The sequence below is a fragment of the Nostoc sp. NMS8 genome (assembly GCF_017115045.1).
In the GTDB taxonomy this organism is placed as follows: Bacteria; Cyanobacteriota; Cyanobacteriia; order Cyanobacteriales; family Nostocaceae; genus Nostoc.
This window is the reverse complement of record NZ_JABXKK010000085.1, coordinates 83,440-102,451: the sequence shown is the minus strand read 5'-3', so window position 1 is coordinate 102,451 and position 19,012 is coordinate 83,440. Positions and strand designations below refer to the sequence as shown.

Annotated in this window: 10 protein-coding genes and 1 pseudogene; 3 read left to right on the top strand and 8 right to left on the bottom strand. The window is 43.2% G+C overall.

Annotated features, from left to right (window positions below; translation table 11 throughout):
* Positions 1-123: 123 nt before the first annotated feature.
* On the bottom strand, positions 124-2,133 hold the full coding sequence (locus HWQ39_RS16210; RefSeq protein ID WP_292846829.1) for a DICT sensory domain-containing protein: 2,010 nt from the start codon (positions 2,131-2,133) through the stop codon (positions 124-126).
* Positions 2,134-3,023: 890 nt separating this feature from the next.
* On the opposite strand from HWQ39_RS16210, the gene HWQ39_RS16205 reads away from it, so the two are divergent.
* The gene (locus tag HWQ39_RS16205) at positions 3,024-5,315 is read left to right on the top strand and encodes an amylo-alpha-1,6-glucosidase (RefSeq protein WP_292846826.1); all 2,292 of its coding nucleotides are present in this window, start codon (positions 3,024-3,026) and stop codon (positions 5,313-5,315) included.
* 113 nt (positions 5,316-5,428) lie between these two features.
* Here HWQ39_RS16205 and HWQ39_RS16200 read toward each other — a convergent pair whose 3' ends face one another.
* From HWQ39_RS16200 to HWQ39_RS16180, 5 genes and pseudogenes are all read right to left on the bottom strand, one after another.
* Positions 5,429-6,109, bottom strand: coding sequence for a hypothetical protein (locus tag HWQ39_RS16200; RefSeq protein WP_292846823.1), 681 nt, complete (start codon positions 6,107-6,109; stop codon positions 5,429-5,431).
* Positions 6,109-6,522 (bottom strand): RusA family crossover junction endodeoxyribonuclease, encoded by a 414-nt coding sequence (locus tag HWQ39_RS16195; protein WP_292846821.1) that lies wholly within the window; start codon positions 6,520-6,522, stop codon positions 6,109-6,111. The genes HWQ39_RS16200 and HWQ39_RS16195 overlap by 1 nt, the downstream gene beginning before the upstream one ends.
* Before the next feature lie 45 nt (positions 6,523-6,567).
* Positions 6,568-6,765: pseudogene (locus HWQ39_RS16190) on the bottom strand (hypothetical protein); the annotation flags it as partial.
* Positions 6,766-6,928: 163 nt separating this feature from the next.
* The gene (locus HWQ39_RS16185) at positions 6,929-7,258 is read right to left on the bottom strand and encodes a DUF2973 domain-containing protein (protein WP_292846818.1); all 330 of its coding nucleotides are present in this window, start codon (positions 7,256-7,258) and stop codon (positions 6,929-6,931) included.
* 325 nt (positions 7,259-7,583) lie between these two features.
* Positions 7,584-7,901, bottom strand: a complete 318-nt coding sequence (locus tag HWQ39_RS16180) for a DUF2605 domain-containing protein (protein WP_292846815.1) — start codon at positions 7,899-7,901, stop codon at positions 7,584-7,586.
* Positions 7,902-8,491: 590 nt separating this feature from the next.
* On the opposite strand from HWQ39_RS16180, the gene thrS reads away from it, so the two are divergent.
* Together thrS and HWQ39_RS16170 are read left to right on the top strand one after the other, a co-directional pair.
* Entirely contained in the window at positions 8,492-10,351 is a 1,860-nt protein-coding gene (thrS, locus tag HWQ39_RS16175; RefSeq protein WP_292846812.1) for a threonine--tRNA ligase, read from the top strand.
* A gap of 497 nt (positions 10,352-10,848) precedes the next feature.
* Positions 10,849-11,313 carry a hypothetical protein gene (locus HWQ39_RS16170; RefSeq protein WP_292846809.1) on the top strand — a complete coding sequence of 155 codons (465 nt, stop codon included), beginning with the start codon at positions 10,849-10,851 and terminating at the stop codon, positions 11,311-11,313.
* A gap of 125 nt (positions 11,314-11,438) precedes the next feature.
* Here the strand turns inward: HWQ39_RS16170 and HWQ39_RS16165 are convergent, their stop codons facing one another.
* A complete protein-coding gene (locus HWQ39_RS16165) occupies positions 11,439-12,518 on the bottom strand; it encodes a hybrid sensor histidine kinase/response regulator (RefSeq protein ID WP_292846806.1) in 1,080 nt (359 codons plus the stop codon).
* 12 nt (positions 12,519-12,530) lie between these two features.
* Positions 12,531-18,293 (bottom strand): PAS domain S-box protein, encoded by a 5,763-nt coding sequence (locus HWQ39_RS16160; RefSeq protein ID WP_292846803.1) that lies wholly within the window; start codon positions 18,291-18,293, stop codon positions 12,531-12,533.
* Positions 18,294-19,012: the final 719 nt, after the last annotated feature.

Here is a 19,012-nt window from a genome sequence, read left to right as displayed (position 1 = left end):
GTGCATTGGTCATTGGTCATTAGTCATTAGTCCTTTGTTAAAAACCAGTCCCCAATCCCCAATCCCCATTACCCCTTATCCCCAGAGGGGGCCCCACCTTCCCCAGTCCCCAATTCCCAATCCCTATCTACTCTTAACTTTTGTCCGCTTTTCCTCTTGGCTATTCTGAACAATCGGGATGGTGAAGTGAAACTGACTACCCTGGTCTTTGCCAGTTGACTCTGCCCAAATTTCTCCACCCCAGCCATTAACAATTTGACGGCAAATTGCTAAACCAAGTCCAGTGCCGCCAGTGGTGCGACGTAGCGCTCCCTCTTCTTGATAAAAGCGGTCAAAAACTATTTCTAAACGATTCGGTTCAATGCCGCGCCCAGTGTCAGCTACAGTTACCTCGACCATTTGACGGCTGTTGTAAATCGCTTTAATGGTAATTTCTCCTTGGGGTGGCGTAAATTTATAAGCATTGTCCATGAGTTTTGCCAGTACTTCTACTAGCCAATCACCATCGGCTCTAACCAGAGGTAGGTCTTCGGCAATTTGAGTTTTGATTTGGGGCGGCTTTTCGGTTGAGGAACGCGTGCGATTCCGGCTGAGTGATAAATCTATACACTCTTGTAAGCTGAGTGATTCTGGATGCCATTGCACTCGACCGCTTTCCAAGTTGGAAAGTGTGAGGAAATCTTGTACCAGTTTTCGCATCCGCTCTGAGTCAGAAAGAGCAGTGTTGAGCATGATTTGCTGCAACTCCAAAGGCATATCTGGCTCACTAGCGAGACTTTCTAGGCAGACTTGAATTGTTGATAGGGGGGTACGCAGTTCATGCCCAGTGATGGCTATAAGGTTGCTGCGGGTGCGGTCTAGGGCTTCTAGCTGTTGGTTAAGTTCTTCTAGGTTAGCGTAGGCTTCCGCTTGAATGAGAGCGGCTCCTACCTGGGTGGCGATCGCTTCTACCAAATCCAATTCCCCTGGTTGGCACTCGTGCGGTGGCATTCGGCAATAGTGTAACTCCACAATGCCCAATAATCGCCCCTGATAAAATACTGGTTCCATCAACCAAGAACGAATGGCAAACTTTTTGGCGATCATCGAAAGTCCTGGCGAATTGGTAACGCGAGGATCGCTCAACGTATCGCTCACACAAACACCTTCGCCTTGTTCTACGATGTCCCGAAATAGGGAATTTTTCTCTAACTCCCAGGTTTGCCCACAAACAGATAAAGTACCAGGCGTCAAAAACTCGTGTTCAATTATGGCTTGGCTATCTGCGGCTTGAGCGCGGTAAATTAAACAGCGACAAGCTTCTAAGTGTTGTCCTAATTCTTGTGCCGCCACCTGGAGAACTTCGTGAGGATCGAGCGATCGCCGAATGGCAGTACTAATTGAGTTGACTAATCGCTCTTTTCGTGCTTGGGCAGCAATGGAACGATAGGCTTTGTGCAATTTGTACTGACTCGCTTGCAAATAAGTTATTAAGCGCTGCACAAAGGGATCTGTATCAATGTCACAGGCATATTCATTGACCTGTTCTGCTCCAGAGTAGTTTCGTGGCTGTCCGATGCCAAACCTCTGACGTGCCTCCTCAATTTTACTTACTAGTTCTGGTCTGTAAACCAAAATCCTGTCTAACAGCAATTCGGCTGCTTTGAGGCTAACTCCCCTTTCCGATGTCCAAATTCCCTCAAATCTTCGCGCTGTGTCGATATCCAGATTAGGGCTTAGTTCTGGTAGTTGCTTATTTTTAGCAATTGAACTAAGGTTTTCCCGGCAAACCAGACAAGTAGCGTAATTGTCAGCAATCACGACCAAATGCCACTCGTGACTTAAGCCATCCGTTGGCTCAAAAGCCACTTTTTCGTAGTGTTCCGAACTGTTAGTAAAATCCGTTTCTGGAGCAGATAATACGTATATTTGATTACTCCGCAAGGCAAGTCGCTGGTAGCGATGAGCTTCTTGGCGGTAGAATCGCTCTCGCTGGAAACTAGCAATTACAAGGGGTTGGACTAAAGTCCCAGCCAAAACTTGATCTTCCATCGCGTGGGAGAGCGCCGTTAGTGAAGCCTTAAAATATAGCTGGGGCCGCAAGTAGGGTAGGGACTTTAGCAGATCACTCAGCACAGAAGTCGAAATGCTCATGAATTATTGTTAAACGCTCAACCTCGATCAGATCCACGTCACAGCTGCATTGTACAAATTCCAAGGGACTCTCAAGTTAAATAGACAGTTGCAATATGTAAAGAACGCCAAAAAAGCGCTTTTCGCCAAAGCAGGCGCAACACTTCGTTACCAACTAGGAGGAGTACACACAACTTAATTGGTTGATTGACAACCTACTACGCCCAATATACATTCTTGACCAACTTTGCTATGTGCCTGTATAGGCAAAATCTTTCAGGGGCTATGATACTAAAATACTAATTATTGTATGGTTTTAAGGATCATTGATTGCATAGCCCACGACTAAGACGGGGAATTAGGGAGTGAGGAGTAGTATATGGCAGTTCTCGCTTGAGTAGAGGTACAAGAACCCCCTCCCCGCAAATGAGGAGAGGGCTATGATGTACTTTATATGATTAGAAAACGCTATAGTTCAATTACTTGAAAAAGGCTGTTAAAGCAGAGTGAGAATAACTGACCGAAAACGACTCGTGATACAAGCCCCTAAATTTATTTATGGGGATCAATAATGCAAGAATTTTGTTAGCGCAGCGTTAGCAAGTCTTCTCTCAAGGGGAGACGCCAAGGGCGAACGAGCGTCACGAGCGTCATTTTGAATTCGGAGCGTTCGCCCTTGGCGTCTTGTAGAGAAGCAACGTGACCGGACTTTTGTATCTTCTGTCTCTCCAGGATACGGTGTTATTTGTTTGCACTGTGTATCTCGGCACAAATATTTCTTTTTGCGATCTAAATAAATTTAGTTGCTCTGTCTCAAAACAAGAGGGTATTTCTTCTTTCCCCTCTGCCCCTTTGCCTTTTGGTTGAGAGAATTATACTCAAAAATAGACCCATACACGGAACTTTGACTAATGACACCGGATACACTCATAACCCCGGAAAAAATTTTCCTGGATGGAAAAACTTTTATTCCTGCCGAACAATTACCTATCCCGGAGTGGCCTTGTGTTGTGGCTGAAAGATCGCAACCGACACTGACGGTTAAAGATGATGATTTATTTTTTGTAACAGATACTATCGGGAATATTTCTGGCTGTTCTCTCAACAATGGCAATCCTAGTATGGGACTGTTTTGTTGTGATACGAGATTTCTTAATCGCTTGGAGTTGCAAATTGAAGGGCGATCGCCTGTACTTCTCAGTAGTACTGCTGAGAAAGGGTTTTCGCTCTCAGTTTTGTGTACTACCCCCAAAATCGACGATCGCTTGAAAGCCGAGACTATCGGAATTCGCCGAGAAATTGTGCTGAATGGCGCACTATTTGAAGAAATAGAGGTATCTAACTACAGCACAACCACTGTCAATTTTGAACTAAGCATCAGCTTTGATGCAGATTTTGTTGATTTATTTGAAGTCCGGGGCTATGACAGAGAAAAACGAGGCCGGCTTTTACGCTTAGTCGAACCAACGACTGAGGAAGGAACATTTTCTCAGGTCGATGGCGTTTCACCGATACCCAAAGAGCCATCCGCCTCTAGGGAAGAATCCCTAACACTTGCCTATCAAGGTCTGGATGGCTCGGTGATGGAATCCCGAATTCTATTCCAGCATCGGCAACCAGACTATTTCAAGGGTTATACTGCGGTTTGGCAGCTAGAGTTGGCTTCTCACGAAACTCAAAAGCTGGGCTACCGAGTGAGTATGTTGAAAAACAACCAGTCTAGTTCAACCGTCAGCGCCGCTACTACTTTAGGACAGGCGAAAGCTGCTGAGTTGATGGAGGAGCAAAACTGGGTACAACAAATTACCCGCATTAGCTCAGATAAAAGCACCTTCAATCGAGTGATTGAGCGGGCTGAACAAGATATGTATTTGTTGCGCCAATCTTTTGGTAAGCATAAGACTGTTTCCGCCGGAGTGCCCTGGTTTTCGACACTATTTGGGCGAGATTCGCTGGTTACAGCTTCTCAAACTCTGATGTTAAACTCGGAAATTGCCAAGGAAACCCTGATATTGCTGGCGACATACCAAGGTAAAGTCGATGACGAATGGCGCGAAGAAGAACCGGGTAAGATTTTGCACGAGTTACGTTTGGGAGAAATGGCTCGTTGTCAAGAAATTCCCCATACGCCCTACTACGGTACAGTTGATGCGACTCCCCTGTGGCTGATGCTCTACGCCGAACATTACGCTTGGACTAACGATCAAGAACTTCTAGAGCAACTTTGGCCCAATGCTCTCGCAGCAATGGAGTGGATCGATCGCAATAGCAAAGAAACCAGCTACCTCAGTTATTTTCGTAAATCGAAACGCGGTCTTGTTAACCAAGGTTGGAAAGATTCTGGCGACTGTATTGTAGACCACAAGGGAGAATTAGCTAATGGGCCAATTTCGCTCTCTGAGGTGCAAGCTTACGTCTATGCGGCAAAAATCCGCCTAGCAGAAATCGCTAGGATGAAGAAGCGGCTTGATTTGGCAGATCGTTGGCAAGAAGAGGCCAGAAATCTCAGGGTTCGTTTTAATCGAGATTTTTGGGTGGAAAACCAGGATTTCTGCGCTCTGGCTTTGGATGGAGATGGCAAGCCAGTAGATAGTATCACCTCAAACCCCGGTCATTGTCTACATTTGGGACTCTTCACACACGAAAAAGCTCATAGTGTAGCAGAACGGTTGCGGGCCCCAGATATGTTTAATGGTTGGGGAATTCGGACTCTGAGTAGTTTGTCACCTGCTTACAATCCAATGGGTTATCACACTGGTTCGGTTTGGCCCCATGATAACGCTCTGATTGCAATGGGATTGCGATCGCTCGGTCTAATCGATCAAGCCTTAGAAATATTCCAAGGTTTATTCGATATGACCCAGCAACAACCCTATCAACGTCCTCCAGAACTCTTCTGCGGCTACGAACGGAACGGTGATAATACCCCTGTGCAGTATCCAGTTGCCTGCACTCCCCAAGCTTGGGCTACGGGTAGTATTTTCCAACTACTGCAAATGATGGTCAATTTGGTACCTGATGCTCAAAATAACTGCTTGCGAATCATCGACCCCGCTTTGCCAGAATCGATTAATCGCCTGTCATTTCATAATTTGCGAGTCGGCCCCACCATCCTCGATTTGGAATTCGAGCGTTCTGGGACTACGACTGCTTGTCGCGTTGCGAAAAAACGGGGCAATTTACGGGTAGTTATTGAAGCTTAGAAAGGGAGTAGGGAGTAGGGAATTAATTTACTACTCCCTATTTTATGATTAGTGCGTAGGCGTAGCCCGTCGTAGACATCATCGCAAGTGCCATCCACTCCAATAACCAAGTGTTAGCCTGGTTCATCGCTAGTGTGTAGAGTTCTCAAAAGTTGCTCTGTAAGCTCGATCAATTCATATACAGAATTTTGCGTAATTTGTGTAGTTTTGAAGCCATGAGCAATAGAATTACGTAATAAGAGTGAATTCATTAGTAATTGATACTGAGATTTTGAAATTACACCTTCAATTGCTAATTGCTTCACCAAATAGAGTGGATCAAATCTTTGTAAACTTAGCTCCTCCTTTTGGGCTATAAGTCTCAAAGTTGCTTCTACTAAAGACCATGAATATAAGATAGCTGATTCTGGATGTTGCGTTATCAGTTGCCTTGCTACTTGCAACTGCGATTCTATTTCATGTTCTTGAAGAGAACCCTCTGCTTTCAGAGAATACATTATATCCTCTGGGTTGGTCATTACTAATTCAAATCTCCAACCAGGATGTTTTTCTACCGCTTGAGCTAAATTACGTAAGTCTTGATTAGAAGAAGAGTTCAGTGAGGAGCGTGACTTCACTTCAATAACTACATTTTCTTCCCCCCGACGTACTATCATGTCGGGGCGATATTTATTAAGGAAGTCAGGCAATTCTTCTAGATTTGGATGAAAAAAAACTTCGTAACCCTTTTCACGATACTCCTCTGCTAGTTTCAGCAATCGCTCTCTTTCTAAGTTTGCGGTTGGAGTTTCCATCAAATAATTACCTCCTGGTTAGGAGCATCAATTACCACAATATGTAAGAACTCATTGCCGCGAGCAAAGCCTTCCGCCAATGTCGGGGTCATGTTTTCTATTCTAAAGTTACCTGACAAATTTCTCTTTCTAACTACGAGATCGCTTACTTGACGATCGTCGTAGTATGCTAATTCTTTAAGTGCATCTTGAATAGGCTTCACTATATTGTCTACATCCATTTGATCGGAATCATAGAAATAGGTTATCTGGAGCATAACCCACCCAATAGCTATTTTTTGTTCTGAAGACCAGTATTTTTTAGCCTCTTGTAGCACTGTCTTTTTCCAATCTTCAAGCCGATTGCCCTTACCACGCTTACGAGTCTGTTGTGATACTGGTGGCCCATCTACTATGAACTCAAATCTGGTCAATACACTTCTAAATAATAGATCATAAGTTATTCTATGCTAGTAACCAGTATCACCCTCAAGTCGCTCAAGATCATCTCGGAGTTGTTGTCCGATGTAAGTGCGAACTAATGGCTGATAACTAGAAAACCTTAGCAATGGTGCTACTCGCTTCAAATCCTCAATCACATCTTCGGGAATGCGAATTGTGACTGTCGTCATTGGACGACTTTTATGGAGTCTCTTTTTTAAGACTTCAGTTTTCATAGTATTCACGAGGACAACAAAATATTAACTTACCAGCCTAAGTAGGCGATCGCCTCAAATTTCAGAACGGTAATAAATTTATACTAAAAAAAATTAAGGATGCAAAAATAACAATAATTTACACCCAAATTATTAACAGACGCGATTAATCGCGTCTCTAATTTTATGCTTCTTCTGAATTGTCTCTTTTATTTCCTGGGGATGCTTCGTAAAGTGCATCGAGATGTTGACGCGCATCTTCAACGTTAATTGAACGCATTACCAAAAGTGGCTCTTTAATTAAGTTTCCGGCGCTATCTAATAACTCTGGATGGGGTACAAATTGTCTCTTTGATGAATAATAACCATAGTTGCCTTGATTATTCATTTGTGAGGAATTCGTTGGGTAAGTCCGCTCCCGATCAAAACTGAACATGATCAGGTTACGAATTAAGTTCCCAACCGCTATAAATGCAAGGATTGTAAAAGCAAGAATGTAAAGGAGATGTAACATTGGATTTTCCTCCAGGACAGGAATTTTTTAAACTTTATTTTGTAACGCTTTGTTTCGCCGATTCTGTGAATCACAGTTAAGACGAGTATTTTACGCACTCTTCGCGCGCTTACATCTATATGAAGCTATTTGTCAACCGTTATTTCACTTACGGTAGCATAGGATACATTATCTTGTTAATCCAAATAATGTTAAGAAATTGTTAGAAATTTTTTACTATCTCTTTGACGACTGATTTACCATCTTATGTAGACGCTTCCTCATTTTGTCATTAGATATTTGGTAAGTAATCTGCCGTAATTTAGCAGATGCTCATAGGTGCTGCTTAGACTTCTCGTCCTTGACGAAAGCGCATTGCGACATTCCAGCATTCTGTTACTAATTCATGCCAAGGCATTAACGTTGCCATCTCAATCCCGACTTGTTTATCAGTTGCATTAAACAGCATCTTCGCGGTATTTAGTTCATCCTGCGCTTGCTTAACCCGCAAGAGCAAGTCAGATTGCTTTTGGTGACTCATAAATGAGAGTTCCTCAGTTTCGAGTAAATGGCGCGATCGCGTAAACCAATGCTGAAAATCTTCTAGCAGGGGTTCTAAAACCGTTTTCAGCAACTCAGTCCCTGGTACATTTGAGTCTGGCATAAATGAGAGGCATATTTCAAACTTGCTTACTAATATTAACGTTATTTACGTTTCTTAACACTTTTCGTTTTTTTCTCATAATTGTGAGATGTAAAAATATGTAACAAAGAACACAGATTTTATTATTATAGTCTTGATATCAGGTTTGTACAGTGCCTTTGGAGAGGCACAAGTAGGTATATATGACACCGAGTTGCAATTCATAGGATAAATTAGCGATGTCTACGACGGGCTACGCCTACGTGGGCAATCCTGAATTTGACACTCAGGTAAGAAATCAAAAATTTATCTTTATCTTTGGATTGAAGAAGAATTCAGGAGTCAAAATTCAGGACTCAGAATCAAAATAGTGGGGGATTCAAACCCGCCACCTAGAAGCACCATTAAAGAAAACATATTTAGCGGAGTCTTAAACCCCTCTATTCATTACGCCAGTACTTCGACAAACTAAGTAACCATCGGATTCCAATTCATTCTGAATTCTTTCTTGATAGCTTAACTGGCAAAAACCAAAGTCGTTATAGTTGAATAAGTCTACAGATTCAGATAAATCAACTTTTGTAATCACTTCGCCAACGGTTCAGCAGCCAATGTCGCCAAATCCATCAAATCAGTCACAACAGTCAGAACAAGTTGAAAAAATTTATTTACCGCGTACCAGCGAATCGGAGAACTTAAAAAAGATTCGCCACACTGCTTCCCATGTAATGGCAATGGCGGTACAAAAGCTGTTTACCAAGGCACAAGTTACAATCGGCCCTTGGATTGAAAACGGTTTTTACTACGACTTCGACAATCCAGAACCATTTAGCGAAAACGATCTCAAAGCCATCAAGAAAGAGATGGCGAAAATTATCAATCGTAAATTGCCAGTAATTCGGGAAGAAGTCAGCCGCGAAGAAGCAGAACGCCGGATTCAGGAAATTAAAGAACCTTACAAGCTAGAAATTCTGGCAGATATCAAAAACGAACCAATCACGATTTACCACCTGGGGAATGAGTGGTGGGATTTGTGCGCGGGGCCTCATCTGGAAAATACCAGTGAATTAAACCCGAAAGCAATTGAACTAGAAAGCGTTGCTGGCGCTTATTGGCGTGGGGATGAAACTAAAGCCCAACTACAACGCATCTATGCCACCGCCTGGGAAAGTCCAGAACAACTCGCTGAGTACAAGCGACGCAAAGAAGAAGCGCTGCGACGAGATCATCGGAAACTGGGTAAGGAACTGGGATTATTTATATTTTCCGATCTAGTAGGGCCGGGTTTACCTTTGTGGACACCCAAAGGCACTCTGTTACGGAGTACTTTAGAAGACTTCCTCAAGCAAGAACAGGTAAAACGGGGTTATTTATCTGTAGTAACGCCTCACATTGCCAGAGTAGATTTATTTAAAACCTCTGGACATTGGCAGAAATATAAAGAAGATATGTTCCCCTTAATGGCGGACGATCAAGAAGCTGCTGCACAGGAACAGGGCTTCGTTATGAAGCCGATGAACTGCCCCTTCCACATCCAAATATATAAGAGTGAGTTACGCTCTTATCGGGAACTACCGATGCGACTGGCAGAATTTGGCACTGTTTACCGCTACGAACAATCAGGGGAATTGGGCGGTTTAACAAGGGTGCGCGGTTTTACTGTGGATGATTCTCACTTGTTTGTCACCCCAGAACAGCTAGATAGCGAATTCCTCAGTGTGGTGGATTTGATTTTGTCGGTGTTCAATAAGCTGCAACTGAAGAACTTTAAAGCTAGACTCAGTTTCCGCGATCCTGCTAGTGATAAGTACATCGGTTCTGATGAAGTTTGGGACAAAGCCGAAGGTGCAATTCGCCGTGCGGTTGAAACCTTGGGGATGGAACACTTTGAAGGTATTGGAGAAGCGGCTTTTTATGGGCCGAAACTCGACTTTATCTTTAGTGATGCCCTAGATCGGGAGTGGCAATTAGGAACTGTGCAAGTAGATTACAATTTGCCAGAACGCTTTGAGTTGGAGTATGTCGCCGAAGATGGGGTTCGCAAACGCCCAGTAATGATTCACCGTGCGCCTTTTGGTTCACTGGAAAGGTTGATTGGCATCTTAATTGAAGAATATGCTGGTGATTTCCCTTTGTGGTTAGCGCCAGTGCAAGCTAGATTACTGCCGGTGGGCGATACACAGCTAGACTTTGCGAAAGATGTGGTGGCGAAAATGCGTGCGTTGGGCATCCGTGCAGAAGTTGATACCAGTGGCGATCGCTTGGGTAAACAGATTCGCAATGCAGAGAAAGAAAAAATACCCGTGATGGCAGTGGTGGGAGCGAAAGAAGTGGAAACCAACACCTTGAGTATCCGTACCCGCGCCTCTGGAGACTTAGGTAGTATTGCTGTCGATCTAGTTTTGGATAAATTACAAGAAGCGATCGCTAACTTCGATAACCTTCAGATAGATGTCACAAGTGTAGATTAATTTAAAATAGCAAACAGCCGGCTGGGTAATTCCCAGCCTCAAAAATTAACTGAAAGTACATATTGTACTAAAAACTCTCCTACGAATTAAATCAAAAATAATTCTTTAGAGGATGTTTTGAAAGTGGGTGGCTGTAATTTTATGCACTTATTGATCCCCCAACCCCCCCTTAAAAAGGGGGGCAAAGTCTCTAAAAGTCTCTCTTAAAAAGGGGGATTTAGGGGGATCTAAAACGTTTTGCTACCGAGCAGAGGACTTTTAAAACATCCTCTTATTTAGCAAAGGTATTTGATAGATTAATTTTAATTTTAACTTTTCCCGGCATTTGGAACGTCAGAAAGTATCACAGACAACAAAACTTTTCTGAATCACCGCACCTAAGAAAACTTTTCGAGTTATTCAACACTGTTAGGATTGATTTAAGAACTTGTGGAATCTGCTCTTCCTAAACAGACTGGACTTGCATAAATTACTGTCAACAATTTTTGACTCACATCATGAACCGCTTTACCTCCATTTTACTTGCCGGCTTGATAGCATCTGCATCAGCTTTGGCTATTTCTCCAAAAGCTGATGCTAATACACCAGCGTCTTATCTTGCTGAGTTAGATAACTACGGCTATCAACGCAACGATGATGGTAACTACGAACGTCATAGTCGCCAATACAGAAATGGTGACTATGACCGCCAGAACGACCTTCGCAACATTCGTGACGATAATAATCGCCGCTATGACCGCGACAATCATCGCCGCTATGACCGTGACAATGACCGCGACAATAATCATCGCCGCTATGAACGCGAAAATAACCGTGACAATAATCATCGCCGCTATGAACGCGAAAATAACCGCCGTTATGAACGCGAAAATAATCGTCGCTATGAACGCGATAATAACCTTCGCAACATTTATGACAACAACCGTCGCTATGAACGCGATCGCGACTGGGGTCGTGGTTAATCCCTGTACCTGATCTGTTTCGCCTTAGCTTTTCTATATGACCAAGGCTTAGGCAAAAAGACACTGAAAATATGATATTTCGTAGGGGCAATTCATGCATTGCCCTTACATTTCTTTAGAATTAATTATTGATTTTTGAGTAATACAGTAAAGATACTACCATTTGGATGATTATCTTCGATGGTAATTGTACCGGAATGTGCTTCAATCGCCATTTTACAGAAAGCCAATCCTAAACCAATTTGTGAAACTTCTGACATCAGAGTTCCAATTTCATACTTTTTAAAAATGATTTGTCGTAAGTCTTGACTTACTCCCGAACCGGAATCAGCAATTTGCACTTTAGCGCCTCCTGCTACCAAATACTCTGCCCGTAGGGTGACTTGAGACTTGGATGGGGAGAATTTAATGGCATTGGAAAGTAAATTATCCAGTACTCGACGAAAGATAACCGCATCTACTACAACAATGCCACCAGGTTCGGGTAAGTCACTAAAAAGGGTCAAGTTCTTTTGAGCAGCGATCGCCTCAATATCTGCGATAGCTGACATACACAGGGTACAAAGGTCTATTTCTGTGTAGTTGAGAAGCATTTTTCCAGATTCTAGCTTTGCCATGATCAGCAAGCTATCAATTAACGATTGTAACTGTTGTGCAGCAAGTAAAATTTGATCGATTTTTCCTTGCTGCTGTTTAGGTGACAAACCTGTAAACCTCAGAATCTCTGCGCCTAAGACAATGCTGGTAAGTGGATTTCGCAGATCGTGTACAATCATATTTACCATGTCTTCTCGCAGTTTGAGCAATACTTGCATACTTTCGTGTTGCTGTTTAATCCGCAACATAGAATGAACTCTAGCTCGTAATTCCACGCCATTGACGGGTTTACTAATAAAGTCATCTGCACCCGTTCCCAGACATCGAGCCAAATCTTCTTTATCGGTTAATGCCGTCACCATAATGATCGGTACTGCTTGCCATTGTGGATCGGCTTTGATGCGTTGGCAGACTTCCATCCCATCGAGATCGGGCATCATCACATCTAATAAAATCAGATCGGGCTGAAAACTATCGAGGCGATTTAGAGCTTGTTGACCACTAGGAGCATAATATAGTTGGTAGTTTTCACCATCCAGCAAAGTTTCAACAACATCAAAGTTATCGGGTTCATCATCGATTACTAAAATAGAGGGTTGACTATCCATCGAGAATTTCCGCTACCTTCCTAAAAGTTGTTGAATTGTGGCTACAAGCTGTTTAAGTTTTACTGGTTTGGTCAAATATTCGTTTGCTCCGGCTGCTAAACAAGTTTCGCGATCGCCAGGCATAGCTAATGCCGTGAGTGCAATAATTGGAATATGCAGAAATTGGCGATCACTACGGATACAGCGCATTGCTTCCAACCCATCCATTCCCGGCATTTGAATATCCATCACAATTAAGTTGGGGCGTTGAACTCTCACAAGATCAATAGCTTGTTGTCCATTGTTTGCCAAAATGAGACGATACCCTCGACTTTCAAGATAGCCGGACATAGTATCAATATTTGCTTGATTATCTTCTGTCAGCAAAATCAAAGGAGCGTCTAGAACTGCTTCAGGCACTACAATTAGATTTGGCAAGTCAGAAGCATGCAGTTTCTCTATAGTTACCTGAAGTTGAGCGCGAGTAATGGGTTTGACCAAGTATTCAAACGCTCCCTGAGCCAGTCCTTTGCTACGCTCATCCACAACTGAAATAATGATCGCTGGAATATCTTTGGTTTTTGGGTTGGCCTTGAGTTGATTTAGTACGTCCCAACCAGATAGATTAGGCAGTTGTAGATCCATAACGATCAGAGCAGGCTGAACGCGCAGTACTTCTTCTATAGCGCCTTCACCTTGGGGATAGATGATGGGCTGCATTCCCATTTCGCTGAAGTAGCGAGTGATTTGTTCAGCCGCCGCAACAGAATCTTCGATAATCAAAACTTGAGCATTTTCAGCAGGTAAGCGATAGTTGGAAAAAAAAGTATTTACCTGCGTGGTTAGAACATTATCGCTAGTACAGTAGGGAATGCGAACAGTAAAACAACTTCCCTTGCCAACTTCACTACTAACCGAAACTGTTCCTCCATGTAAGGTAACAATCTGTTGTACCAGTGCTAAACCTAAACCAGTACCACTGTACTGGCGGTTGAGGCTGCTGTCAAGCTGGATAAAGGGCTGAAACAGCTTGCCGATTTCTTCAGCGGCGATACCGATGCCGGTGTCAGTGATATGGAAGTAGAGGTTTGAAGGGGATGAGGGGAGTGAGGCAGAGGGGCGGGGGGAAGGGTGCAGAGGAGAGGAATTTTCCCCCTGCTCCCTGCTCCCTGCTCCCTCATCTCCCCCTGCCTCCCCTAACCGGACTTCTAACTTTACAGAACCCCCTTCTGGCGTGAACTTGACAGCATTACTCAACAGGTTGATTAGTACCTGACGCAGGCGGCGATCGTCTACTTGGATGGTGTCAATATTCTCAGAAATATGAGTATGAAGACGAATATGCTTTTTTAAAGCCATCTGCTTGATAAAAGCAAGGCTGGTATCACAAATGCTTCTGACAGAAACATCACTCAATTGCAGTTCTAGTTTGCCAGATTCGATTTTAGATAAGTCTAAAATGTCGTTGATTAGTTCTAGTAAATGTCTGCCACTGCGCTCAATTGTGGCGATCGCTTTTGCTTGTTTTTCATTGATGGAACCAAATACACTTTCTTGTAAGCCCTCTGACATCCCCAAAATTGCATTCAGGGGTGTTCGCAGTTCATGGCTCATGTTGGCGAGAAATTCGTCTTTGAGGCGAGTGGCACGGGCAAGTTCTACGTTGGTGTTAGCAAGTTGCTCATTGGTCTGCCGGAGTTGTGCTTCGGCTTGTTTGCGTTCTGTGATATCTTCGTGAGATACCAGTATGCCAATCACCTCACCTGCACTATTGGTCAGAGGAACTTTATTTGTTCGCAGCCAGAGTTGTTCGCCATTAGACCCTTCAGATGGCTCCTCATAGCCTAGTTTCGGTGTTCGGGTGTTCATCACCATTGCATCGTCTGCACAGTAAAGGTGTGCCCATTTTGACCAAGGTAGTTCAAAGTCAGTCTTGCCGATGATTTCATTGGCTGTCAGTTGAGAATGGCGGATAAATGCTGGATTGCAGCCGATAAACCGCGATTGGCGGTCTTTCCAAAAAACACTTTGGGGGAATGTATCTAGTACCGTTTGTAGCATTTTGCGTGATTCTTCCAATGCTTGCGCGATTTGTTTGCGATCGCGGATATCAAACAGGGTAGTACGGCTGTATAAATAGTTTCCATCTACATCCTTGACGGCAGTAGCACTGATCAGTACTGGCAAAACCTTGCCATCTTTACAAATCATGTCAAACTCCGAATCTTTTACCCAGCCTTGTTCTTTGAAATGAGGATAGTTTTGTGCGAAAAACAAGCGACTGGCTGGGGTGAGAAAATTCTCTAGGGGTTGGCCAATCATTTGCTCACGGGTATAACCCAACCATTGCAGTTCAGTCTCGTTGACCTTGAGCAATCGGCCTTCGCTGTCGAGGGAATGGTAGCCACAAGGAGCATTATTGTACAAATCTTCGACGACATGGGCATATTTCGCCAGTGCCTCTTGTGCCTGTTTGCGTTCGCTAATATCTGTAACCCGTACTAGGTTCATGGTACGTCCGGCAACAGTAATCAGTTTAGCTGCAATATTTCCCCAGAAAATTTTGCCCTGAAGAGTAACATATTCAATCTCTCGGCTCCACACACCTTTTAACTGCATATCTGTGACGATCGCATCCGTTTCGCGAGGAGTGAATGGATACCGCTGGAGTGTTTGCCCACTAATATTAATCAATTCAGTTTTATCAACCGCCTCAAACATTTCCACCGCCCGCCGATTGCAATCTAGGGTGAGCAGCGTTTGCGGATCGACCAGAAAAATGGCATCAGCAGATTCGTTAAAAATTGCTTCTCGCAAATCCCGATTGTGGATGAGTTCTTGTTCGGCTTGTTTGCGGTCGGTGATATCATAGTTAATCCCAATCATCCATACAGGTTCACCCTGCTGGGTACGTTTGAGAATACCGCAACCTTTGAGGAAACGAATTTCTCCACTCGGCTGAACAATGCAGAACTCAACATTATATTCTTTTTTGCGTTGGACAACTTGTTCCATAGTTTCCAGCAGATAAGGGCGATCGTCTGGGTGCAGGCAGTTGAACCAAGCATCAAAAGAATGATTAAAATTAGTGTTGTTTACTCCATACAGTTCGTACATGCGATCGTCCCAAATTAGCTTGTCCTGGACGAAATCATATTCCCAAATGCCGAATCCTCCAGAGCTAATCGCTAGGGTGAGACGTTCTGAGAGGTGATGCAATTTTTCTTCAGCAAGTTTACGATCGCTAATGTCTGTCAATGTACCGATGTAGCCGATAATCTTGTCATTGGTGTTGATTTCGGGTAGCACTTGCACATAGAACCAGTTGATGCTGCCATCTGGACGTAGATGCCTGCCTTCACTCTGATGAAATTCCCTTGGGTTAACATGTTCTTGCTCAAATTTTAGAAACCATTCCCTCCTCAAACGCTCGCCGTCTTCTGGGTGCAAAGTTTGTACCCAACCCATACCCAATGCTGCCTGTGTTGGTCTACCAGTCATCTCACTCCAGCGATCGTTGGCGTAGATGCAGCTACCAAAGACATCCAGCCGGAAAATAGCTACAGGAGCCGCTTCTGCCAGATGTGCATAACGAAGTTCGCTGTCTTGAAGGGCTGTCTCTATTTGTTTTTGCTGGGTAATATCTTTGGCAATACTCAAGAAGCCAATATTGTGTCCTTCCAAATCCTGGAGGATTTTCATCGACAGAAATACAGGGAAGCGAGAGCCGTCCTTACGAATGTAAGTCCATTCATTTTCATAGGTGCTTCCATTTTGAGTGACGATAGTAAAAAATTCCCTACCGGGTGCAATTTCCCTACCCAATTCCAACGAGAGTTCTGCTGCTTGTTGGTTGAGTTCTTCCAAGTCGTGAAATCTAGTTGGGTTTATTTGCTGAATGACCTCATCGGCTTTGTAGCCCAACATTTTCTGAGCCGCTGCATTGAAAGTTTGGATGCCATTTGAGTTATTGTAAATAATGGCATAGTCAGTACCATCTAAAATAGCTTGTTGCAAATTAGTGATCGCTAATAATTGAGCTTCTATGTGTTTGCGTTTTGTAATGTCAATATGGCAACCAATCATGCGGAGAGGATTGCCGTTTTGATCCCATGCAATGACACGACCAGAACAAATTACCCAAACGGTAGAACCATCTTTGTGTCGATATCTCACTTCGTTGTAAAAGGGAATTTTTCCACGACTTTGGATGTGTTGATCAAAAAGTTTTAAAACACCTGGTAAATCTTCTGGAAAAATCAGGCGTTGCCAGCTCTCTGGTGTATTTGGCAATTCACGATCTTCATAGCCAAACATCTGCTTGAAGGTTAAGCTCAAATACTCCTGATTGTTGGGAATATCCCAGTCCCAGTAACCTGCTAGAACTATTTCGAGAATCTGCTCTAGAAAATGTAATTCAATTTGCAATATTTGAGCGCGTCGCCGTTCTTCTTCTGAGAGTTTGCGTTCTGTGATGTCTATTAACACGCCTAACATCCGCAGCAGTTGTCCGGTTGTGTCGTAAACTCCCCGTCCTTTTCCTGATACCCAGTGAATGCTGCCATCTTGCCAGACAACTCGATATTCCACAGCGTAATCAGTTTGTGTGGCGATCGCCTGCCTCAAATCCTGCTCAACCCATTCTCGATCCTCTCGATGTAACTGGTTGAGCCATTTTTCATAAGTCCAGTTTTGATCGCTCAGATCAAAACCAAAACAGCGAATTGTATTTTCACTAGCAAATATTTGATTGGTGATTGGGTTCCACTCCCAATAGCCTATACCAGCAAAATTCAGGGTAAGCTTGAGCTTTTCTTCACTGGCTTTTAAAGCTGCTTCTGTCCGCTGGCGTTCTGCCAGTTCTGCCTGTAATTGCTGATATGCGCTTCCCTGCTGAATGGCGATCGCTATTTGTACTGCCAGTTGATCCAACAAATCTAGTTCTACTGATTGCCAGTGGCGAGATGCAGTACATTGGTGAGCAATTAATAATCCCCATAATTGCTCTTTAACTATAATAGGTACTACCAGATTGGCTTTGACTTCAAATTGTTCTAGAAGTTGCAAATGACAACTAGTCAAACCAGCCTGATAAATATCGTTGATCGCTCGTTTTTTTCCTTGGCGATAGTCACTTCCGGCTCGCTGTTGTAAGCAGGTGTCCAGAATTTGCCTTCCCATAGCCACCGTCCAACCAGGAAGCACTGACTCTGCAACAATTGTACCGCTCATATCTGGCTGAAATTGATAGACCACTACTCGGTCTGCTTGCAAAAACTGCCGTACTTCTGTGGCGATGGTATCCAGAATCTCTTCTAGTTTAAGAGACTGACGAATCCGTAAGGCGATCGCGGCAATCAGTTGTTGTTGTTCTCGACTTTGTTGTAATTGTCGAATTAGATGCATCCGTTCAACGGCATGATGAATTGCGCCTTGAAGAACTTCAGCCGTGAGTTTATCTTTAACTAGATAATCTTGAACAGCGCTTTTCATCGCCTGGATAGCGATAATTTCATCCCCTTGTCCTGTCAGCATAATTACAGCAGTTTGGGTATGGCTATGGCATTCCCGAAATTGCTGAATAAACTTCAGTCCATCCCCATCAGGCAACGCAAAATCCAGCACAATCACATCTGGTATCTCCTGCTGACACCATTTCAGTGCTGGCGTTGCTGTCTCAAACTCCAAAATGCGATAAGTATACAGACAATCTTGCTGCAAGAAGTGATGATATATTTCCCGATTTTTAGCGCAATCATCAATCAGCAGGATCGTGAGGCAACAAGGATGACTCATAAGTTAAAAATACAAACGCGATCGCGCTTCCAAAAAATTATATCCCGATAATCATAATCATGCTAATAACTTGATACAAAATGAGTAATTTATACCAAAGCTATCTCTCTCACCCCTTCAAGGGATGGAATTCCTGCCGATATTGAGATACAAAATAGACAGCCTGAGATATCTCTATATTGCCCTTCAGGATGGTGCGATCGCCAAATCCCTGAAAAATTTTCCCCTCCGTGTCCAGTATGAATAAAATTCATGAGAAGGAGTCAGAATTCAGGATTCAGAATACCCCATGCCTGAAGTCAAGGGTTTCAAGTCTTTAGTTAGCTCTATAGTTTCATCTTCCGTTACCAGCCCGACATCAATTCCCTGGATTGAGAATAAGTCTGACTGTCAAGATATTAATCGAACCTGGCAGAATGATAAATGTTGGAATTATGAACATAGTTAGATGTTTTAAATCTTAGTAATTTAATCAAATCATAGTTATTATTTAGTTCCCATGTCTGGCATTAGAGTTAAGCTGCATCTATCTGGAAAACATAGTTTTTTTATATCATCAATCAAACCAATATCCAATAACATACTTTTCAGAAGAACATGCTTCTTAACAGAGATGAGCTTAATTTAAATAATATAAAATTTACATAAAAAATCAGAATAGAATTAATCCTAGAAAACACTGATGCTTTTTAAAAGCGTATAAGTAAAAATGTTGCTTA